9 protein-coding genes are annotated in these 18,742 nt (G+C 46.4%); 4 read left to right on the forward strand and 5 right to left on the reverse strand.

All coding sequences use genetic code 11. From position 1 onward, the window contains the following. Positions 1-493: 493 nt before the first annotated feature. From FOA19_RS10540 to FOA19_RS10550, 3 genes are all read right to left on the reverse strand, one after another. On the reverse strand, positions 494-1,543 hold the full coding sequence (locus FOA19_RS10540) for a radical SAM protein (RefSeq protein WP_190300364.1): 1,050 nt from the start codon (positions 1,541-1,543) through the stop codon (positions 494-496). A 181-nt stretch (positions 1,544-1,724) separates the two neighbouring features. Continuing rightward, positions 1,725-3,410 carry a hypothetical protein gene (locus FOA19_RS10545; protein WP_149090797.1) on the reverse strand — a complete coding sequence of 562 codons (1,686 nt, stop codon included), beginning with the start codon at positions 3,408-3,410 and terminating at the stop codon, positions 1,725-1,727. Between the two features lie 11 nt (positions 3,411-3,421). Continuing rightward, positions 3,422-4,216: a hypothetical protein gene (locus tag FOA19_RS10550; protein WP_149090798.1), complete on the reverse strand. Its 795-nt coding sequence runs from the start codon at positions 4,214-4,216 to the stop codon at positions 3,422-3,424. A gap of 412 nt (positions 4,217-4,628) precedes the next feature. On the opposite strand from FOA19_RS10550, the gene FOA19_RS10555 reads away from it, so the two are divergent. The 4 genes from FOA19_RS10555 to FOA19_RS10570 all read left to right on the forward strand — a co-directional run bounded on the left by FOA19_RS10555 (position 4,629) and on the right by FOA19_RS10570 (position 8,252). Continuing rightward, positions 4,629-4,916, forward strand: a complete 288-nt coding sequence (locus FOA19_RS10555) for a hypothetical protein (protein WP_149090799.1) — start codon at positions 4,629-4,631, stop codon at positions 4,914-4,916. A 327-nt stretch (positions 4,917-5,243) separates the two neighbouring features. Beyond that, positions 5,244-6,398: an NTP transferase domain-containing protein gene (locus tag FOA19_RS10560; RefSeq protein WP_149090800.1), complete on the forward strand. Its 1,155-nt coding sequence runs from the start codon at positions 5,244-5,246 to the stop codon at positions 6,396-6,398. Between the two features lie 139 nt (positions 6,399-6,537). After that, positions 6,538-7,035 (forward strand): GyrI-like domain-containing protein, encoded by a 498-nt coding sequence (locus FOA19_RS10565; RefSeq protein ID WP_317132030.1) that lies wholly within the window; start codon positions 6,538-6,540, stop codon positions 7,033-7,035. 425 nt (positions 7,036-7,460) lie between these two features. Further along, a complete protein-coding gene (locus tag FOA19_RS10570; protein ID WP_149090801.1) occupies positions 7,461-8,252 on the forward strand; it encodes a hypothetical protein in 792 nt (263 codons plus the stop codon). A gap of 261 nt (positions 8,253-8,513) precedes the next feature. On the opposite strand, the gene FOA19_RS23365 is transcribed toward FOA19_RS10570, so the two are convergent. Further along, positions 8,514-11,312 (reverse strand): DUF7619 domain-containing protein, encoded by a 2,799-nt coding sequence (locus FOA19_RS23365; RefSeq protein ID WP_223808836.1) that lies wholly within the window; start codon positions 11,310-11,312, stop codon positions 8,514-8,516. Positions 11,313-13,502: 2,190 nt separating this feature from the next. Further along, on the reverse strand, positions 13,503-18,476 hold the full coding sequence (locus tag FOA19_RS10580; protein ID WP_149090803.1) for an IPT/TIG domain-containing protein: 4,974 nt from the start codon (positions 18,474-18,476) through the stop codon (positions 13,503-13,505). Positions 18,477-18,742: the final 266 nt, after the last annotated feature.

Below are 18,742 nucleotides of genomic sequence, written 5' to 3' on the forward strand. Positions count from 1 at the left end.
ATAGTATTTTATGGGCATGGTAAGCCCTGAGCAATGGGTGCTTGAAGCAAAATAGGGGTATGAGGTAAGGTACTTAAATGGGGGAGGTGTAAAGAGGGGGAGTGCTTAATCTGAATCAAGAAACAGAAGGTCTCCTAATCTGAAAGCGGTGTAAATAAATATAAAAGTTAAATAAAAAACTAGTATTATTATATATTATATGATTTCTGTATGCGAATTCACCTGATTGTTATCATATAGTGCCAAAAGGATAAAGATTATGGATATTATTAGTTATAATATAAAATTATATAGCAAATATAATTTATTTCTTTGCCGAAGCAAATAATGAACAGGTAAATCACAAGACAAGAGTCGGGAGGACATATTTTTGAGATACGTGTTTCCCGGCTCTTTTCTTAAATGTGGCCTCATTCCATAGTTGAGTAAGGCTAATCTTGTTCAACTATCCTTAAAGGAAAGTAGCTGAATCTTAAATAGTAGAAGTGATTACCTATTGGATGGGTGCCACAGGGCAGCCACTAAGCCGCAGGGAGGCCAGAGAAGATTGGAAGTTTTCGGCTTGTATGTGGCCAATAGTTTTTTGGCAGAAAGGGCAGGCTTGTATTTGACCATCGGTGTCTACATACACGTGGCGGTCTGCGGCTGCGGCACATCCGGCCCGGCGGCGCTGTAAATCATAATAGACTACCATGGGCAAATGGTGGTAGGCCGGGTTATAATTGAGGTTGGTGTAAAAGTCTTCCAGCATTTTACGCTGGTGCGGGGCCAGCCCAACTTCCTGACCCGTATAGTGTCCTACCGCTCTTGGTTCCAGTACCTGAATGAAAGCGGCTCCCAGGCGGGTTGCCAGGTGGGCATAAGCCATGAGGTTTTCCTCGGTGACGAAGGCTCGCGTAGCGCACAAGGATACTGCCACTACCAACCCTACGCTGGCCGCATTTTCCGCAGCCTTTTCCACCCAAGCGTAAGCCTCTCCGAAGCCTCTGAATTGGTTATGCAAGGGTGGGTGAATGTGATCTAGGCTAATGGTTACGCCCGTGAGCCCGGCTTCTTTTAAAGCTTGGGCATTCTCTAACGTGAACAAGTGCCCCGAGGTAAGAACCCAAAAATCGGTGATGGGTTTAGCAGATTTTAGCACGGAGAGCAGTGCGGGCATCCTGAGCATCGGCTCGCCGCCCGAGAATTGCAGCTGAGCCACACCTTGTTCCTGAAACTGCCGCACCATGTTTTGCAGGTTGTCAACCGTAAGTTTTTCCTTTCCGTTGAGGGCGTCCCATTCAAAACAGTGCTCGCAACGCATGGCGCATTTTTTGGTCACCGCCATGATGACGTTCTTGAACGCAAAAGGCTTGTCTTGGAAGGGCATGATCCGGTTTAGCTCGGCCAGGTGGTAGTCATCATAGGCTTGGGAGGGCCAGCCCGGCGTGTTGTATTCATAATAATAGCGCCCATCTATCTTAGCTACCTTTGTGATGGGGGAGTCGCCCAGAAACTTTCTCCTAATGGTAATTAAGGTTCGGAGGGCTTTGATGGCTTTCAAGGGATGCGGTACCTGGTTTAAGATGAGTTTGAGTAAATGCCACCTGATACGCCGCAGGGCCCAAAAGCTCTGCCAGCGGGTTAACAACACGGGCTTGGCCTTCCAGCCAGGGGTTGAAATCGGCCCGGAACTAACTAGAGGCTTCTCTGTCTCTTGCGGCAGTATTTCCAGGGAGAGCGGTTTATTGGACGCGCGCATGGGCCGAAGCTAAGTGGTGGAAGTTGTTTTCCTGGGCAAGTTGCGCATACTGTTGGCGGGAGAACTGCATGAAATGGCCCGGTTTTTCAAAGTCTCGGAGGGAAATCAGGTTAGGGATGCCAGTGTACTCCCTGAGGTGCTCATAATAGCCGCGCGTATGCAGGAAAATGGTTTGGGTTTGCGCCTCGGCTTTCTTGGGCAGCGAGAAAGTGAGTTCCACCGCATCGCCCACCGAGAATTGTTTTAGGTAGCTGTCGTCTGATGCGGCTAAAAGGTGCCCTATGTTCTGGCCCGACTTCTCAATTGCGGTAGCAGCCGGTACTTTCTGCAAAGACAGATCTTGGTTAGGGCTGAAATCCATGCCGGCTTGGTCTACCTCCCAGAACATGAACCCGCAAGACAGTCGCACCTGCACGGAGGGTCCTGTCACCTGAGTCAAGTCTATGGGTACTACTAAATCACGGCTAGCCAGCGGTCCCACGGATTGTATTCGTTCCACTTCTTGCCAGCCTCTAGCCGTCTTTACTTCCACCAAAAGGGGAATTCCCTGTTCTCGCTGCCATTTATACAAATCAGTGGCGGGAACGTCTTTCTGCTTTTCGGCCCAATGGTTGTAGATCCCTTTGAATTGCTTCGTGAACTCACCATACAGGTAATCTAACCAAAGGGAGTTCTGCGCGTGCAAAACCAATTTACCTTGAGTGCTGCCCGTTGGTTTGGGGAACTGCAGGGCTACGGAACTGGTATTTGCCCCCGCGCAATTGAAGGAAAAGGCCGCGGAGTCTTGGGCTTGTAAAACCTGGGTATAGTCTTTCCCGGCGGAGGTGGTGGCTTTTTGGGGTGCGATCACGTTCTGCAAGGTGTGAGGTTGGCCTTTCTGGTCCAGCAGCACCTTGGTGCCGGTTTTATGGTCTACTACTAGCAGCTCGGCTAAGTTGGTGTACTGGCGCTCTTTCAGTTCATTCGTGATTTTTACTTGTACCTGTCCTCCTGCTGCTTCCCACCCATTCAAAGGCATGTAATCGTCGCGTTCTAAGGGAGAGAAGATGGCGCCGCCGTAAGCCTCGCCTACAAAGTGGTAACCGCTGCTGTTCTTCACGTACACGAAAGGGCAGGAGCTCTTGGTAAGGGCCACAATGACGGTGATGAGGGCCAAGGTGCCGGCCAGAATGCCAATGGTGCCTAGTACATGCGAGGCCACGGTGGCACCCGTGTCTTTATCCGCAATGTCAATCCGTCTTAGCGCTGAAAACGGAATATCAGCCTGGTTGTCTTGTTGGGCGAACTCATACACATATAAGTGAACCACGTTGAGGGCAACGGCTTGTTCTGGCCTTTTGTAGCGGTTCGCGGAGCCTGGTTTGGGGTCAATATACTGGAGCAGGTCTTCAGGGACGGTACTTAGCGTTCCGGTCATGGAGGTTTCCTTTACCGCTAAATTCTTTATTTCCCAAGCATTCTTGTCTTGGTGCAGGATAAAACGCTTGTAGTTGGGCAGGCTGGCCACTTTATTTGGGGACAGGTCTTTTTCTTCCTTCAGGCGGTAGTAATTACAACTGAGCGCCAGAGGCAAAAAAGAAGACAGCAGGAGCCAGGATAGACATCTCTGGATGAGCCTGTTTCTGAAAACCTTTGGGAGAACGGACAGGGTTGCTTTTGAGTCATTCATAGGATTTTAGGCTAAAAACGGAACCCCAGGTTTAAGTTGGCAGGAACAAAGAATCTGTTGTCGAAAAAAGGATATTGCTCTTCAGAAGTATCTGGGAAATGGAAAATCCGGAAACCAATTCCGGTATCGGCGGAGACCAGGAAGAACCTGGAGAATTGGTAATAAGCCCCGATTTTAAAGTTCAGGGTAGTCATGGCACCCTGTTCATACGGTGACTCAGAGCCATTGTAATAATTGAAGTTATAGAGATCGAAAGACCTGTAATGGATGGCAGGGGTTACATAGTACCTGAATCTTCCCTGCCGTTCTGGATAAATATTAACCTCCAGCCCCAAGCCATAGTTGACCTGTTCCCGGAAGGCATAGGTATAGTAATCCGACTCTTTAGATAAGCCGATCATAACAGGGAATTTCAGCCCTATTTTCCCCGAGGCAATTATCCGCTCGTAGGCAACGGCGAGGTTCGCGTATAACAGATCCAGGAGGTAAAAGTACAGGAGGTTGCGTCCGTACTCGGTTTCATAGTTGAAGGACTTTTTCTCATCCTCTTCAGTAACCGGTGCAGCAGAGGGCATCATGGTTTTCACTGTACCATCGGCCATCTGAATGGATTTCACATCTTGTGGGCTGATATGGTACACCAAAGAGTCTACCGAGTCAAAAAGCCGGAAGCGGATAATATCAGGCTTCACCTCTACGACCTTAGTTTTCAGGATCACCCCATCGGTACGGGTAATCAGGTCCTGCCCCCAGGCTAGCGTGACAGAGCTTAGAAGGCATACTGCTAGAAGCGTACCTTTTACCATACTCCAGGTCTTTAATAAGCTATAGGGGGATAGGGTAGTGAATGTAAGAAAATTAACTTTAAATAGGAAATTTGTAATTCTAGTTCAAGGGGCTTTTTGGAAAAGGAGGCATAAAACAGAATTTTAACTCAAGAATTGGAACAATTAATCCCTCACGGGGAATGACTAGGCTAAGTAAAAACCCCAAGAATTTTGATAAGGTCACACTTAATTAGATGATGGACAATGTAGACCCCTATTCTACAATAATCGCTCATGCCCAAAGGCTAATGCTTTGATAAACCTTTTACTAAAAAAGGAGTATGTGAGAAAAACTATATATTTTGATGAAAATATAAAACAGTTCTACAGGCTAATAATCAATCTCAAGCCTCCTGTGTATTTGATGATCTTGTTAATTGAAACCATAAAGATGAAAGGCAGAAAATCAACAACCGTTGAACTCGTAAAAGAACTTAAAGCCTGTAACGTCAAGGGCTGCTTTGATAAACTAATTTCCAACGCCGAGGCAGGGCGCTACCACGATGCCTTCCATCCGGACGGCAAACTGCAGTTTCTGCGCGACACCGAACAATTCCCCGATCTGGTGGACCTAAGATTGGAGATAAGGAATGGCGTTTACGATGAACTTCCCCAGGAAAACCACGTGGTTGTCAAGCAAAATACCCCAATCATTTTTAGAGCAGCTTTGCCTCTTTAATATAGGTTTGTTCCCATACGGGATCACTTCTAACGCCCAATGCATTTTACCGCCATTTTCCTGAAAACTGCCTTAAAACGACCTACTTGTTTTCTGAGCACTGCTGAATACTCTTCCACGTAGTTCATGAAGAATTAGCGCTGGATTTTTCTAAAGAGGCATTCAGCTATACTAACGCGGCCTTTGCGGTGTTTTACCCATTATTCGTTTCGTACCTTCCCATTTATTAGCATATTGCCGACCGGCCATCAACAACTGGTTTTGTAAGAAAAGATACGTGGCGAGGCGCTTCGGAACAGATCTAGGCGGTTAGCGGTAAAAGGCAACATGAATTCACAAGAACACAAAAAGCATAGCGTACTAGCGCGGCCTTCCTACGGGAATTTCGGACGGCAGGAGTGGGCTTTTCTGGGCACCTCCTGCGGGACAATCAAGACCCTGGCCGATAGCATCATCGCGGCCTTGTCTCCAATATATGCCTGTGGTTACGTAGATGCCCAGCACCTCAAAGACCAGGAAGAGGCTATTCTTCCCGCCCGGTTAGAGGCTGGTGCCTTAGTAGAGTACACTGACCAGATTACGTACGGCCAGTTCAGTTATAAGCAGTCCCCTAATTCCTTCCGGTTCCGGGAGATGTTCTCAGAGGTGGATATGGTGTTGGTGAACGGCAACCACCAGCAGGCGAAGGCACAGGTGATCATCCTGGACGAAAACAAAAGGGCCTCCTTGCAGAAAAGGGTGGCGCAACTCAACAATGTGCAGTTGATCCTTCTCACCCATTCTGTCACCGAGGTGTTTGACTTTGTGCAACAAGCCGTTCCAGGCTGGCAAGAGCTTCCTACCCTAAAGATTACCGATACCACCGAAATCGTCTCGTTTTTCAAAAAACAGCTGCAAAACGCAACCCCTGTCTTGAACGGCCTGGTACTGGCGGGCGGAAAAAGCGTGCGCATGGGGCAGGACAAAGGAGCCATGGCATGGCACGGGAAAGAGCAGCGGTACTTTGTGGCAGACATGCTGCAGGGCTTCTGTCAGAACGTGTTTATCTCCTGCCGGCCAGAACAATCTGCTTCCCTCAGCAACACCTACCGCTACCTGCCAGATAGTTTCACTGATTTAGGGCCGTACGGTGCAATCCTGTCCGCCTTCAGGGAACAGCCCGATGCCGCCTGGTTGGTCATAGCCTGTGATCTTCCGCTGCTGGATGCCAAAACCCTGCAGCACCTTATAGAAAACAGAGCAGTCTCTGCCACGGCCACCACTTTTGAAAGTCCGCACGATGGCTTCCCAGAACCCCTCATCACCATCTGGGAACCGAAGAGCTACCCTGTCCTGCTTTCCTTTTTGGCCCAAGGATACACTTGCCCCAGAAAGGTTTTGAGGAACAGCCCCATTAACCTTATAAAGCCTATAAACCCAGAAGCACTTCTGAATGTGAACACTCCCCAGGAAGCAGAAGAAGTCAAGCAAAAGCTAGGCTGAGTTGCATGTTGAAATAGGGGGAGTCCTAAAACCGAGGAGGACTTTCGGCTTAACTGCCATTTTCAGATTTTAGTGACAAAGCCATGGAAGTGGTATTATCATACGCACGCATCCTTTGCAGTCACACCCGTTTAGAACCATGGAGAAAATAGAACCTGTCATCACCCTTTTGCCTGAGAAGAAATTGATGGGCAGGAAGTTGACCATGTCATTGGCAAGTGATAAAACAGGTGAGCTCTGGAGAAGCTTTTTGCTAAGGCGCCGAGAAATCCGGAACAACATAGGCGCTGAACTTTATTCCATGCAGGTATATGGTTCCATGTATTTCGAGAACTTCAGTTTATTGAATGAATTTGAAAAATGGGCCACCGTTGAAGTCTCAGATTTTAATACAGTGCCAAGTGGAATGCAAACCTATACCTTGCTCAAAGGCCTGTATGCCGTCTTCCATTACAAAGGGCTGAGCACCGATACTTCCATCTTCCAGTACATTTTCACTTCTTGGCTACCTACCTCCGGTTACTCTTTAGACAACAGGCCACATTTTGAAATTCTGGGCGAAAAATACAGGAACAACCATCCAGATTCTGAGGAAGAGATATGGATACCTGTCAAACCAAAGGAATCAAGAGAATAGCTAGTGGAGGAACCCAAACTGGCTAAGTGCTCACATCCAAAAGGAAGAAAACTTGCCTTCCTACCTTAGCCCAAGTTAAGCCTCTTGCACTTTCCGCATCAGTAGCGCTTTTTATAAGTATTTCCCAGTAGCCCACACCTGCCTAGTATTATCTTCAACACGGTTGAAAACGGTAGGCCCGTCTCTATCGGCATTTAAGCCAAATAGCTATGCTTGCGCATTAATTGATTTTTAGCAATGTATAAGTGAGCAAAGGGATAAGAAATTTAGCTTGTACTATGTTGGTATATTGCAATGGGTCCTCGTAAAAAGTTCTCCCTAGGAAGTTGATATCTCGATAGAATTGTTAGATTTGACTTAGTAACAAAAATAAAATTCTATATATGAGAAAAACTTTTACTCGACTGCAAGTAATTGCACTATCAATGGTATTTATTGGAATGGCTCCCGTCGCTTTGGCCCAAGGTCCACGCATTGAAGAAGCTGAAATGGTGGTCAATGGAATCAGCCGAAAAGGTCAACGTGCCACCCTCCAGTTAGACCGTGAAGTGGTAGAGCGTGCCTGGAAAATTTATTTAAAAGACCAATCCGGTACTCGGGTCAGCGGCGTACCAGTCTGGCCCTTCTCCAAAGCAAAAGCGCCTAAAGGAATCTACACCATTGAGAAAGGGAAGATAGATACTATCAGCAGCAGCCCGGTGAACATCGTCTCTAAAGTGGAAGGCGGACAGGATAGCACCACGGTTTGGTGGTCACTAGAGGTTGGTGGCAAGAACCTGAACCAGGGAGACACCCCTAAGGAATGGGAACGCACCGCCGGCTTACTGCAGCAATTTGCCCGCAACCTTTACCTGGAGGATGTTCAGTCAGAGGTGGACTACGCAGAGGATGTAGTGGTTTACTCTAAAGCAGAAGCAGAGCGGATGGCCCGATCGGCGAGTAAAATCCAGGCTAAAATAGACAAAAAACAAGAGGAGAAGCGCACCATGGAAGCGGCCCTGGCTTCTAAAACGAAGGAATTGGAGCGTTTAAACCAAGATATGCAGGAAAACCTGAATCGGCAGGAAATTGCTTTGGCGGCCAAAGAGCGGGAACTGGATGAGATGAACAAGAAGCTGCAGAGATGGCTGATCAGGCAAGAAGTGGCCCAACAGGAAATGGAAATCATGCGCCAGACGGTGGAAGTGGTGAAAGCGAAGATCAGCAGAATGATCTAATCTGAGACCAGGTTTATTAAACAGATCGGCCCTGCGGTAAGTTACCGCAGGGCCGAACTGTTTTAGGGCTATTTTCGCCTAAACAAGGCAAAATCACTAGCACTTGAAAGAGGCAAACAGGTGTCTTTTTCTCTCAACATAGAGTAAAGAGCCTTCTTTGTAATAAGTAAATACAAGTAGTCCTGGAAGATTATCACCTTTATGTCATAGTAGGACTGCTTAAATGAGCTGCGAAAAGCATCAATGGTGTTGTTTCAGAGACTAAAGCATTGACAACTTCTTCACTACCTTTCCGCGTTCTGTTTGTACAATCACCAAGAAGAGCCCGGCGTTTTCTCCAGACAGGTTTATCTCCATCTGCTCAGGTTGTCCTTCTACATGATTCTGGCTGTACAGGAGTTTCCCGGCAATGTCAAACACTTGTACAGCCTGCACACTGAAATCGGCGGTGGTAAAGTCAACAGTGAATTTGCCTGAGCTGGGGTTAGGGTACACTTTGATGGCCTGGTCAGGGGTGAGTTCTTCCACTTTGAAGTCCTGCTCAGCTTTTCCACCCAGGCCTGCAATGGATAACTTGCCTGAAGTAGCTCCCCGCGGTACTTTAACTTTCATGTAGGTAGCTGATGCCTCCAGCACAAGGGCCTTTGCCTCGCCAAAGGTTATCGTGTCCTGTTCTCCCAAAACATTGAAGTGCTCGCCCTTCAACTCCACCACCGTTCCTACACTACCAGCGGCAGGAAGGACTTGAGCAAGCACCGGGGCAGGAATAACCTCAAAGGGTCTGGAAGTTGTGCCGCCTGGATTGGTCACGTGTACGCTGCCCGTTCTGGCTCCGGAAGGTACCCGAACTACCAAACTGGTTTCAGTTGCCTGCAACACCTGCGCTGCTTTGTCCTCAAATAAAACCTGGTTGCGCTGCGCCGATGGGGCAAAGTTTTCTCCCTGCAAGGTAAGATCCCCGCCCACCCGCTGCCTTTCCTTGTCAAAGCCTGATAGCACCGGGGCAAACCAAACTTTGTAGAGGGTGGCACTGGTTACATCTCCGCCTTTGCTTAAGATGGTGAATCTATTAGAGGTGGATCCGGCAGGCACCTTTACCGTGATGGAGTTTTGCCCAAATCGGATGATCTCGCAATTGACCGAACCCAGTTGAACTGCTTCAATCAAATCAGGGCTTAAATAGTCGCCTTGCAGGGTTACTTCTGATCCTATGATCCCTTCTACAGGGGACACGGAGGTAAGGGTAGGCGGCTGAAAGATGGTGAAATCACCAGAGCTATTGGTGGAACCGTCTGGGGTAATTAGTTTCACCTTTCCTGAATAGGCATTAGACGGTACCCGTACCTTCAACTCAGTCGCGGTGGCGCTTTCCACCTGGGTAGCCACTCCGTTGAAGGTAACTTTATTGTCAGTGATAACTTCTGAGAAATCTTTCCCTGAAATGGTGACCACAGTACCGGCACGGCCTGCAGTAGGGGAAAGAGTGGTGATGGTGGGAGAGACCACTACGTCCTCTAAAGAGAGCTGCCTATCTGGGTTCACCACCGGCGGCATGTCATAAATGCGGTTCTGGGTGGTGTTGGTCCGCACGGGCTCGTTGTAGTCGAAGAAAATATCGGCCAGGTTCTCTATGAGGTGTTTCTCCGCCAAACCAGCCTTGGGTTTGACACTGAACTGAATGGCCCCGTTACTACCTGCCTGATTTCTGGCGCTGTCTGGCAGCATGATGTTGTCAAATGTAAAGGTAACCACTGGCCGTTCTTGCCCGCTAATATTTATGCGGTATGGATGCGTCACCGCGCCAACTTTGAAGGTGCTCATGTCCAAATCCGCGGAAAGGGTATCCACCACTACCACACGGTACGCGTAGTCGGTACCCGTGTTCTGGAACCTAACGGTGTAGCGTAGTGGCGTATTCGTAGGGGTGTAGTGCTCAGCCGTAAGCCCAACAGGCACCACCTGTTTGTCATTAGGGTCAAAAGAGTCGATGATAGGCAGACACTCCTCTGTGATTTCCGGCTCAGCGTCATCGGGTGGGAGCGCCATCATAGGCAAGGCAGGGATGCCGTTGTTTCTGGCCCGAATTTCCAGGTTTGCACTGGCTAGCGTTTTGATGGGGTGCCCCTGGGGCTGGTCGGCCTCTACCCGTATTACCCTGCCATCTGTGGGGAAGCGCAGGACCAGGCTGTCACCAGCAGAAAGTTTGTATTTGCTGGAAAGGGAAAGCTCCAAGTCTTGGAAAACCCGGAGAGAGAGGCTGTCTGTCATGTTACCCTGTCCTTGATTCAGAACCACGAATCGGGTTCTGCCTTCTCCCAAGTCACTTCCACTGATGGCAATGTCCGCTTGGCTGTAATTAGCCTCAAAAGTGTAAGAGTTGGAAGGGGTGATCCAGGCTTTGGTACAAACAGTGAGGCCCCGAATAGAAGGATCAGCGCAGGAAACGGAGTCTGTGATGGTGATGGTGCCGCGTTGATTAGGTTGCAGGTCTCCCACCTGGAACACAAGGTTTCCCTCGTCATCCTTGGTATACGGAACGCTGGCGGAAATAAAAGAGACGAACTCCGGTAACTGAACGGTCACTTGGCCATTTGGTGCAGCCGTAAAGCCGGAATTCGAGTAAGAGACTGTAGTAGTGTTGCGGAAGCATCGGCGACGGCGGTCTGAGGAGACACTGACGTTGAGATACGGGTTAAGGGTGACTTTCGCCCCGAAGTTATTACCTGAAGAATAATGGCCGTGTTTTTCAAAATGGATTCCATTCGCCGCCTCTCCTGATACACAGGTGGTGGTTAACATTTTACCGTTCGTGTTTTCGAATTCCGGCTTCACGGTATAAGTGCCCTCCCCAACCAGCAGGCGGTAATTTCCAGACGCATCGGTTACCCCATAGTACGGCCCTGGTTCTGCTTTCACAATGATATCGGCCAGGGCAGATTCATGGGCGTCTACAACACAGTTAAAGTTATTATCTTGGAATATGTTTCCTTCAATCATGTTGTATTCCCGAGCAGAAGTTGCAGCATAGAATGTTACTAAATCATACTGCGGATCTGCCATTGCTAAGAGGCTGCCACTTCTATTCATGGCCACACTAGGGGTGTAAATAGGCAATGCAAAATTTAACTTACCCGTAAGGTCATAATATTTTACAAATGGACCCCTGGTACCTTGGTGGGTGTCACCTAAGGTAGCTACTAAAATATTGCCGAATGCATCTGAAGAGATGCTGGCACGAATCTGATAGTAGTCTGGTTCTTCTATGTCAAAAGAGCCGTATTGTTGGATAATCTTACCAGAAGGAGAAAATTTTTGAATCCGTTTACCGTGTAGATCCAATACAAAAACATTCCCGGCGGCGTCAACAGTAACATCTAATGGCATGTATAATTCTCCTAGACCCTTTCCCTTAGGTCCTATCCTTGCTATGGTCTTCCCCTGAGGATCCAGTTTTAACAAGGAGTGATTATCTCCATTATCATAACTGGTTACATACATATTGCCTTCGTGGTCAACGGCTAAACCTGCTGTAGCATATTTCCTTTGGCTTCCATAATATAGTCCCGGCTTAGGAGCTGTAAACGTTGCTAATTGTTGCCCATTTGAATTAAATTTTTTGATAATTGAGGTTGAGCTTCCATAATATTCTAGAATATAGATAAAGCCCTTGTCATCTATCGTGAAAGTTAGAGGGTTGGTGAGGTAGGCAATGTTAAGCTTGAAGCTTTTATCCTCTTCTCCTTTCAAATTGAATTTAACTAACTGGCCTTTGATATGATCCAGAATAAAGAAATTGCCTGATTTATCAAAGTCTACTTCGTGAGGACGTCGCTCGTTTCCTATCTGTTCAACAACCTTCTGCTCCTGGTCATATTTTAATATATAATCTCCATCTGTCCTGGCCATGGAAACATACATATAGTTCTGATCATCAAAAAGAAGATGATTTCCGCTGCTGGAACTTATTGAAAGTCTTTTCTTGAATGCACCAGTTGGTGAAAAAACATTGATAGGTGATTGATAATTGTAGATGTAAAGGTCACCGTTTTTATCTACATCTATATTTAAAGTATAGGGTTTGTTTAATCCTTTTTCCTTTAGTAAATCCTCGGAAAACTGCTGTATAATTTTTCCTTTCCGATCAAAGTAGGAAATATACGGGGTAGGGTCCCACGTTGACTTTTTAACTTCAGCTAGGTAAATATTATTCTGCCTGTCAAAAGCAAGTTTGGTGTTATTGGAGTCAAAATTTCCGTAAGGGTCTGTTAGAGTAATTGTCTCAATAAGGTTGCCTTCTGAAGTATATACAAATAATTTTCTGGTAGGTACATCAAAAAGGTTGATGTTATTATTATGATCTATATGTATAGACAAGTACTCCCCTAAAGTTATGCCTTCTACCTCAGGAAATACCTTAATAAGTTTTCCATTCTTATCGTGCTTTTCAATGCGCTTCTTCTTTGGGTTAAGAATGTAGATGAACTGTGCCTGATCAACTACCAGATCTAAATACACACCTTCGGTATTGCCGTATGCATATTCATATTCCTTTAAATCTACCCTGAAGTCAAGTAACGTTTTTCCATTCTTCACTTTCACCACCCTAGACATTTCTGTGAGGTACAGATTTCCTTCTTGGTCTATAGCCGAGGTATAGATAGTCATGGCTGGGACACTTCCCACAGTAAACTTTTTCTGATAAGGATTGACTTGGGCAAAGGAAGAAGAAAGGGAGAGGAGGGTAAATAAGCAGAGTAAAAGTATTCTCATGTATTTGGTCGTATCTAATTTGGAATCAATATGTCTTTTTAAAATTTTGAATGTAAATATATAGAAATGCTAAATCTTAATTTATAAATATTTGTTGATCAATCAGCTGAATATTTCCACTTGTTCTATCAAGGATAATGCCTTCTTTTGGCTCTCTATTGCTTGAGGTGTTCATTGCTTTTGTGCGTAGGCTTTCTTGAAAAGTGCCCAACTTAAATCAAAAGGGCAAAGCGACGGGCGCATACTATGACCATTGTATTACCCAATAAACTTGGCCAATTGTAAAAAGGCCATGCTGGCTATCTCTATGTGCCTCAAGTAGAAAGGCACTCTTATCGGGTTTTTTTACCCTCTTTTCTTCAAAACGGGTCATAATCTAATTCCTACTATCTACCTTATCTAGAGGTCAGAGCCTAAAAAAAAAAAGAGTCAAGGATAAAGCCTTGACTCTTTTTGATGTTAAAATAATTTCAATTGGTCTTATAGAAGGTGAATCCGCTTAATCACTTTCCCCTTTGAGGTTTGCACGACCAAAACATAGATACCCGCTGGCGAGGAAGGAAGATTGATCTCTGCTTTGGCCAATTGTCCGCTGGGCAGGGGGGCAGTATAAAGCAACTTGCCGGCTACATCGAAGACCTGCACGGAAAGGACGTCAAAGTCTGCTTTGATGAAATCTACAGTGAACCGGTCTGGCGTGGGATTGGGGTAAACCTGAATGGCTTGGTCTGGGCTCAGCTCCTCTACTTGGAAGTCCGCCTCCGCGGTTCCTCCCGCACCTGCGACGGCAACCTTGCCGGTGACGGCTCCTCTGGGTACCTGCACTTTTAAAAGGGAGGGAGAGGTACTGATGATAAGGGCTTCTACACCGGCAAAATACACAGTGTCCCTTTTGTTCAATGTCATAAAGTCCTGGCCATACAGCTCAACTACTGTTCCCACGCTGGCGGAGGTTGGATTGACCTTGGTGATTACGGGAGCCGGAATGATGTCTATTCTGTGTGTTGCAGTTCCGCCGGGAGTATTGACAGTTACCTGCCCAGAAACGGCACCTATGGGAATACGGACCGTGAGTTGATATTCAGCGGACTGTAGTACCTGCGCAGACTTGTCTCCGAAAAGGACTTTATTGCGTTGCGCCTCTTCGGCAAAGTTCCTTCCGGTAAGCGTAAGGTTGCCGCCAACCCGTTCTCTTGCCTTATCCACCTCTGAGATTACCGGTGGGTACCAAACGTGGTAAGCGGAAGTACTCTGGGTTTGGCCTCCTTTCGATTGTATACTGAACCGCCCCGATACTGCATCGGCAGGCACCAATACTTTAATGGATTTAAGACCGTAGCCAATGATGGAGCAAGGGATGGTACCCAAGAAAACCTTTTCAACCAAATCCTCGGAAAGATGGCTGCCTTCCAGGGTTACCTCGGCCCCAACGCGACCTTCCGCAGGGCTAAACCCGGAGATAACCGGCGGTTGGTACACCTGGAAAGAAGAACTGCTGGTGCTGTACCCATGTTCGGTTTCCACTTTGATAAGCCCGGTGGTAGCACCGTTAGGGACCTTCACCGTAAGGGAGGTGGGCTGGGCAGACACCACTTCGGCTAATTGGTTGTTGAACAGTACTTTGTTGAGATGGGCGCTACCTGAAAACTTTGTACCCGTAATCACCACCTGGGTGCCCTGTTTTCCCCCGGCGGGAGAGAAACTGGCGATAACCGGATGATGCCAAATCTTGAAACTTTCGGTAGTTTCTACTTGCCCGCCCAGCGTTTTAAGCATGATTTTACCAGAATAGACAGTTTCTGGGACTCCTACTTTTAACTGGGTTTCTGTGGCTTCCAGAACCTGCGCTTGTACCCCGTTAATGGTGAGGGTGTCTTGTGAGGCAACGGAAGAGAAGTGCTTCCCGGTAATGGTGATCACTTCGCCGGGAACTGCCTCCATGGGCGTAACCGCCGTGAAAACCGGGGGTTGGAAGATTACATAGTCATTGCTGCTGGTGACTGCCCCGTCGGGGGTAACTACTTTTATTTTGCCTGTAAGGGTGTTGGTTGGTACGACCACTTTTAACCTTGTTTCACTGGCTTCTATCACCTGGGCCTGCACTGCATTAAACAGAACCTGGTTCTTTGACCCGATTAGCCCAAAGTTCTTACCCGTAATGATGACTAGTTGGCCAGCGCGGCTTTGGCTAGGCGTAAAACCTGTGATGGAAGGGGAGGCCACCACGTCATCTGCAGAAAGCTGTTGGTCTGACTTTACAACCTGAGGCAAGTCATGCAGGCGGTTGATGGTGGTATTGGTTCTTACCGGCTCGTTGTAGTCAAAGAAGATATCCGCGAAGTTCTCTATCAGGTGCTTGTCAGGAAGGTTGGCCTTAGGTTTTATGCTGAACTGAATGGAACCGTTACTTTTGGCCTGGTCTACTGAGCTGTCTGGCAGCATGATGTTGTTAAACGTAAACGTAAGCACTGGTCGCTCTTTGCCTGTAACACTAAGTTTATAGGGGTGAGAGACGGTCCCCATCTGCAACGTAGCCAGGTCTACATCTGCTGACAGCGTATCTACTACCACCACTCTATAAGCTACATCCGTACCAGTGTTCTGAAACCGCACCGTGTACCTTAGCGGGGTGTTGAAAGGGGTGTAGTGCTCGGCCGTGAGGCCTACTGGTTCCACTTGCTTATCATTGGGGTCAAAGGAGTCTACAATGGGCAGGCACTGCTCTGTAATCTCCGGCTCAGGATCATCAATGGGAAAGGCCATCATGGGTATGGCGGGAAGCCCATTGTTGCGTTTCTTTATTTCCACGTTTGCACTGGCAGTAGCTTTGATAGGATTCCCTACCGGCTGGTCTGCCTCTACCCGTATGACCCTCCCCGAGGTAGGAAACCGCAAAACCAAACTGTCGCCGGAGGCTAATTTATATCGGCTGTTCAACGATAATTCTGTGTCTTGCAGAACCCGGTAGGAGAGGCTATCGGTCATGTTGCCGCTGCCTTGGTTTTGGATCACGAAACGAACTTGGGTATTCTCCGCAGATGCTCCACTGACCGCTATCTCAGCTTTGTTCCAGGAAGCCGGTTCAGGTTTGGCATTGGCCGGCGTGATCCAAGCCTTGGTACAGACCGTCAAACCACGGATACTTGGATCATCGCAAGAAACCGAATCAATAATGGATATGGTGCCCTGCTGGCCAGGTTTAAGGTCGCCCACCTCAAACACGTAGTTTCCTTTATGGTCCTGATAATGGGGTAAGGAAGCAGAGATGAAAATGACTTCTGGTGGTAATTGTAGCTTTACCTGTGCGTTCTGGGCAGGGGCAAATCCAGAGTTAGAATAGGCAACTGTGGTCACATTCTGAAAGCACCGACGGCGAAGACTTGAGCTTACGTTGACGTTGAGGAAAGGCGTTAGTTTGATATTCAACCCTATATTTGGACCAGCAACTTGGGTAAGAAAACTTTTAACTGGCACTTTGTTTGAAGGAAGACAAGCTAATGTAATGTCTCTTCCTGCTTCCTCACTTGGTAAAATAGGGGTAACTATGTAGGTGCCGGTATCAACGGGAATAGTATAAAGCCCCATTTCATTTGAAATTCCAAAGTAAGGTCCTGGCTCAGCTTTAACCACTATCCCAGAAACTGGAACGTCATTGACATCCGGCAAACAATTGGAGCTGGTTTCTTTAAAGATTTTGCCAGTTATAACTGAAACTTTTTCTGGAGCACCGGAAATATGTTCGTTCACATAAGACAGGTTCAAGACCAAAAGTTTGTTGCTATTTCTGTTAAAGGATAAAAATCCAGATGATCCGTTAATTTGGTTTATTTGGGTTCCGGACGGGTTATAAACACGAATAATATTTCCTACTCCGTTCCAGAGGTAAAGATTTCCTTGGGCATCGGTTTGCATAGATGACGCTTGCGGTTTCCATCCTGCAAACATAAACCCAGCCGGTTTCGGTGTTTGAAAAACGTGTAATAACTCTCCTTTATGGTTGAACTTGGAAATTCTATACCCATCTATATCTAGTACAAACATGTTACCATCTAGGTCCATAGCTAGATTGGTAGGCATATACAGTAAATGGTTGTTGGTGCTAAGCCAAAGCGTGGAAACTACAAACCCCAATTGATTGTATTTTTTTAAAGTCCCTCTATAGCAATCTAAAAGAAAGAAGTTGCCATAGGAATCAATATGGAAGTCCCCCTTTCTATAAGCATCGTAGTTGGCGGGATCAAGTGCTACTTCAACGGCAGTTTTGATGAATTTTCCCTCATTTGAAAACTTCTGAATTCTTGCTAGTCCTGTATTAACAGAATTGATTTCCAAACAGTAGATATTCCCTGCTCTGTCTGATTTTATTGTGACAGGAGTCCACTGAGGACCGCCTTCTCTGCCGGTATAATCAAATTCCTTTACAAAAACGCCAAAGGAATTATATAGCTGAATAGAATAGGTGGGATTTTCTTGTAATAGGAAGTATTGACCTTGGTCATCTTGGGTAATACCTATGTAGCCTGCTTGATTGCCTATTTTCCTCTTGAACTCGCCGTCTTTACCAAAAATTTGTATGTCCCCAGTACCATTCGAACTTCTGTTTGTCACGTAAACCTCTCCATCTTCAGCTACCGTAGTTTCAATAAGTCCATCAGTAAAAATCTTGGTACCATTTACTGATGATGCAAAACTTTTAAGAAACTTACCCGAGGATGAGTATTTATCTATCCTGCCTGGACTGGTATAGAATACATAGATGTTCTCTTCCTGATCTAACCCTAATGAGTTTGATATATGATAAGTTGGAGTGTCTTCAAACTGCAATTGCATGCTATCAATCAACTGCAGGTCTTGAGTTAATTTATACAGCTTGCCGTAAATTCCTAATACATACAGCGTACCACTGGGCGCCGCTTCAATAGCCACGGCTTTCTTGTGGGTTGTATCTCCCGGAAATACAAAACTTTTCAGAAACTCGCCTTTACTGTTTAGCTTTTGAATTCGGTTGTTTTGAGTGTCAGCTACATAAATATTACCCTCTTTGTCCAGGGCTAAGTCATTCGGATTTCTAAAATGCCTAGGTCCACTCCCTTCAGAACCCACCTTCATGACTACTTCACCTGCGGCAGTGACCTTTTGCAAAGAAGAGTGGTACACATCTACTAAATAGAAGTTGCCTTCTTTATCAAGTTCAAATGATTGGAAAGTGCCTGGATCATTGTCTCTTACCAGATTCAATTTTTTAAGGAGATTCCCATTTTGGTCAAAGGTCTTTAGAATGTTATGTTCCAATACCACCATATTTCCCTCCTGATCAAATTCTAATTTGAAAGGAGTAGAAAGCGAGAGTCCAAATGTTCTGGAGAGGTTTAATTCAGGGGTTTGTGCCCGCAATGAGAAATGTAGCAGTAATAAAATAATGCCCAAGAATACCTTAGGTACACCTATTTTCATAAGCAACAGGATTTAGAAAAATATAATATTGGATATATTGGAAATAAAGGTAAACCAAAGAATTTACTTATTCTTTAAAATCAACTCCTAGCGAAGGGATAAGGAGGGATGTGAAATCATAAGTATTTAACAAGAACTTAAGCGCTTTGATGTGGATAGTTGGCAAATATAAAAGTGGTGAAAAGGGTCATCTAATTGGTAAGTTGCTTAAAACTTGGAACCAGGACGGTCCTGTTTACCTAAGCATGAGGTGGACACCGTTTGCA

Source organism: Rufibacter hautae (genome assembly GCF_008271695.1).
GTDB classification, from domain to species: domain Bacteria; phylum Bacteroidota; class Bacteroidia; order Cytophagales; family Hymenobacteraceae; genus Nibribacter; species Nibribacter hautae.

Bases quoted from the DNA above. Each gene is read 5' to 3' on its own strand.
- FOA19_RS10545 (WP_149090797.1), bottom strand. From the start codon at position 3,410: ATGAATGACTCAAAAGCAACCCTGTCCGTTCTCCCAAAGGTTTTCAGA.
- FOA19_RS10550 (WP_149090798.1), bottom strand. From the start codon at position 4,216: ATGGTAAAAGGTACGCTTCTAGCAGTATGCCTTCTAAGCTCTGTCACG.
- FOA19_RS10555 (WP_149090799.1), top strand. From the start codon at position 4,629: ATGAAAGGCAGAAAATCAACAACCGTTGAACTCGTAAAAGAACTTAAA.
- FOA19_RS10560 (WP_149090800.1), top strand. From the start codon at position 5,244: ATGAATTCACAAGAACACAAAAAGCATAGCGTACTAGCGCGGCCTTCC.
- FOA19_RS10565 (WP_317132030.1), top strand. From the start codon at position 6,538: ATGGAGAAAATAGAACCTGTCATCACCCTTTTGCCTGAGAAGAAATTG.
- FOA19_RS10570 (WP_149090801.1), top strand. From the start codon at position 7,461: ATGGTATTTATTGGAATGGCTCCCGTCGCTTTGGCCCAAGGTCCACGC.
- FOA19_RS23365 (WP_223808836.1), bottom strand. From the start codon at position 11,312: ATGGCAGATCCGCAGTATGATTTAGTAACATTCTATGCTGCAACTTCT.
- FOA19_RS10580 (WP_149090803.1), bottom strand. From the start codon at position 18,476: ATGAAAATAGGTGTACCTAAGGTATTCTTGGGCATTATTTTATTACTG.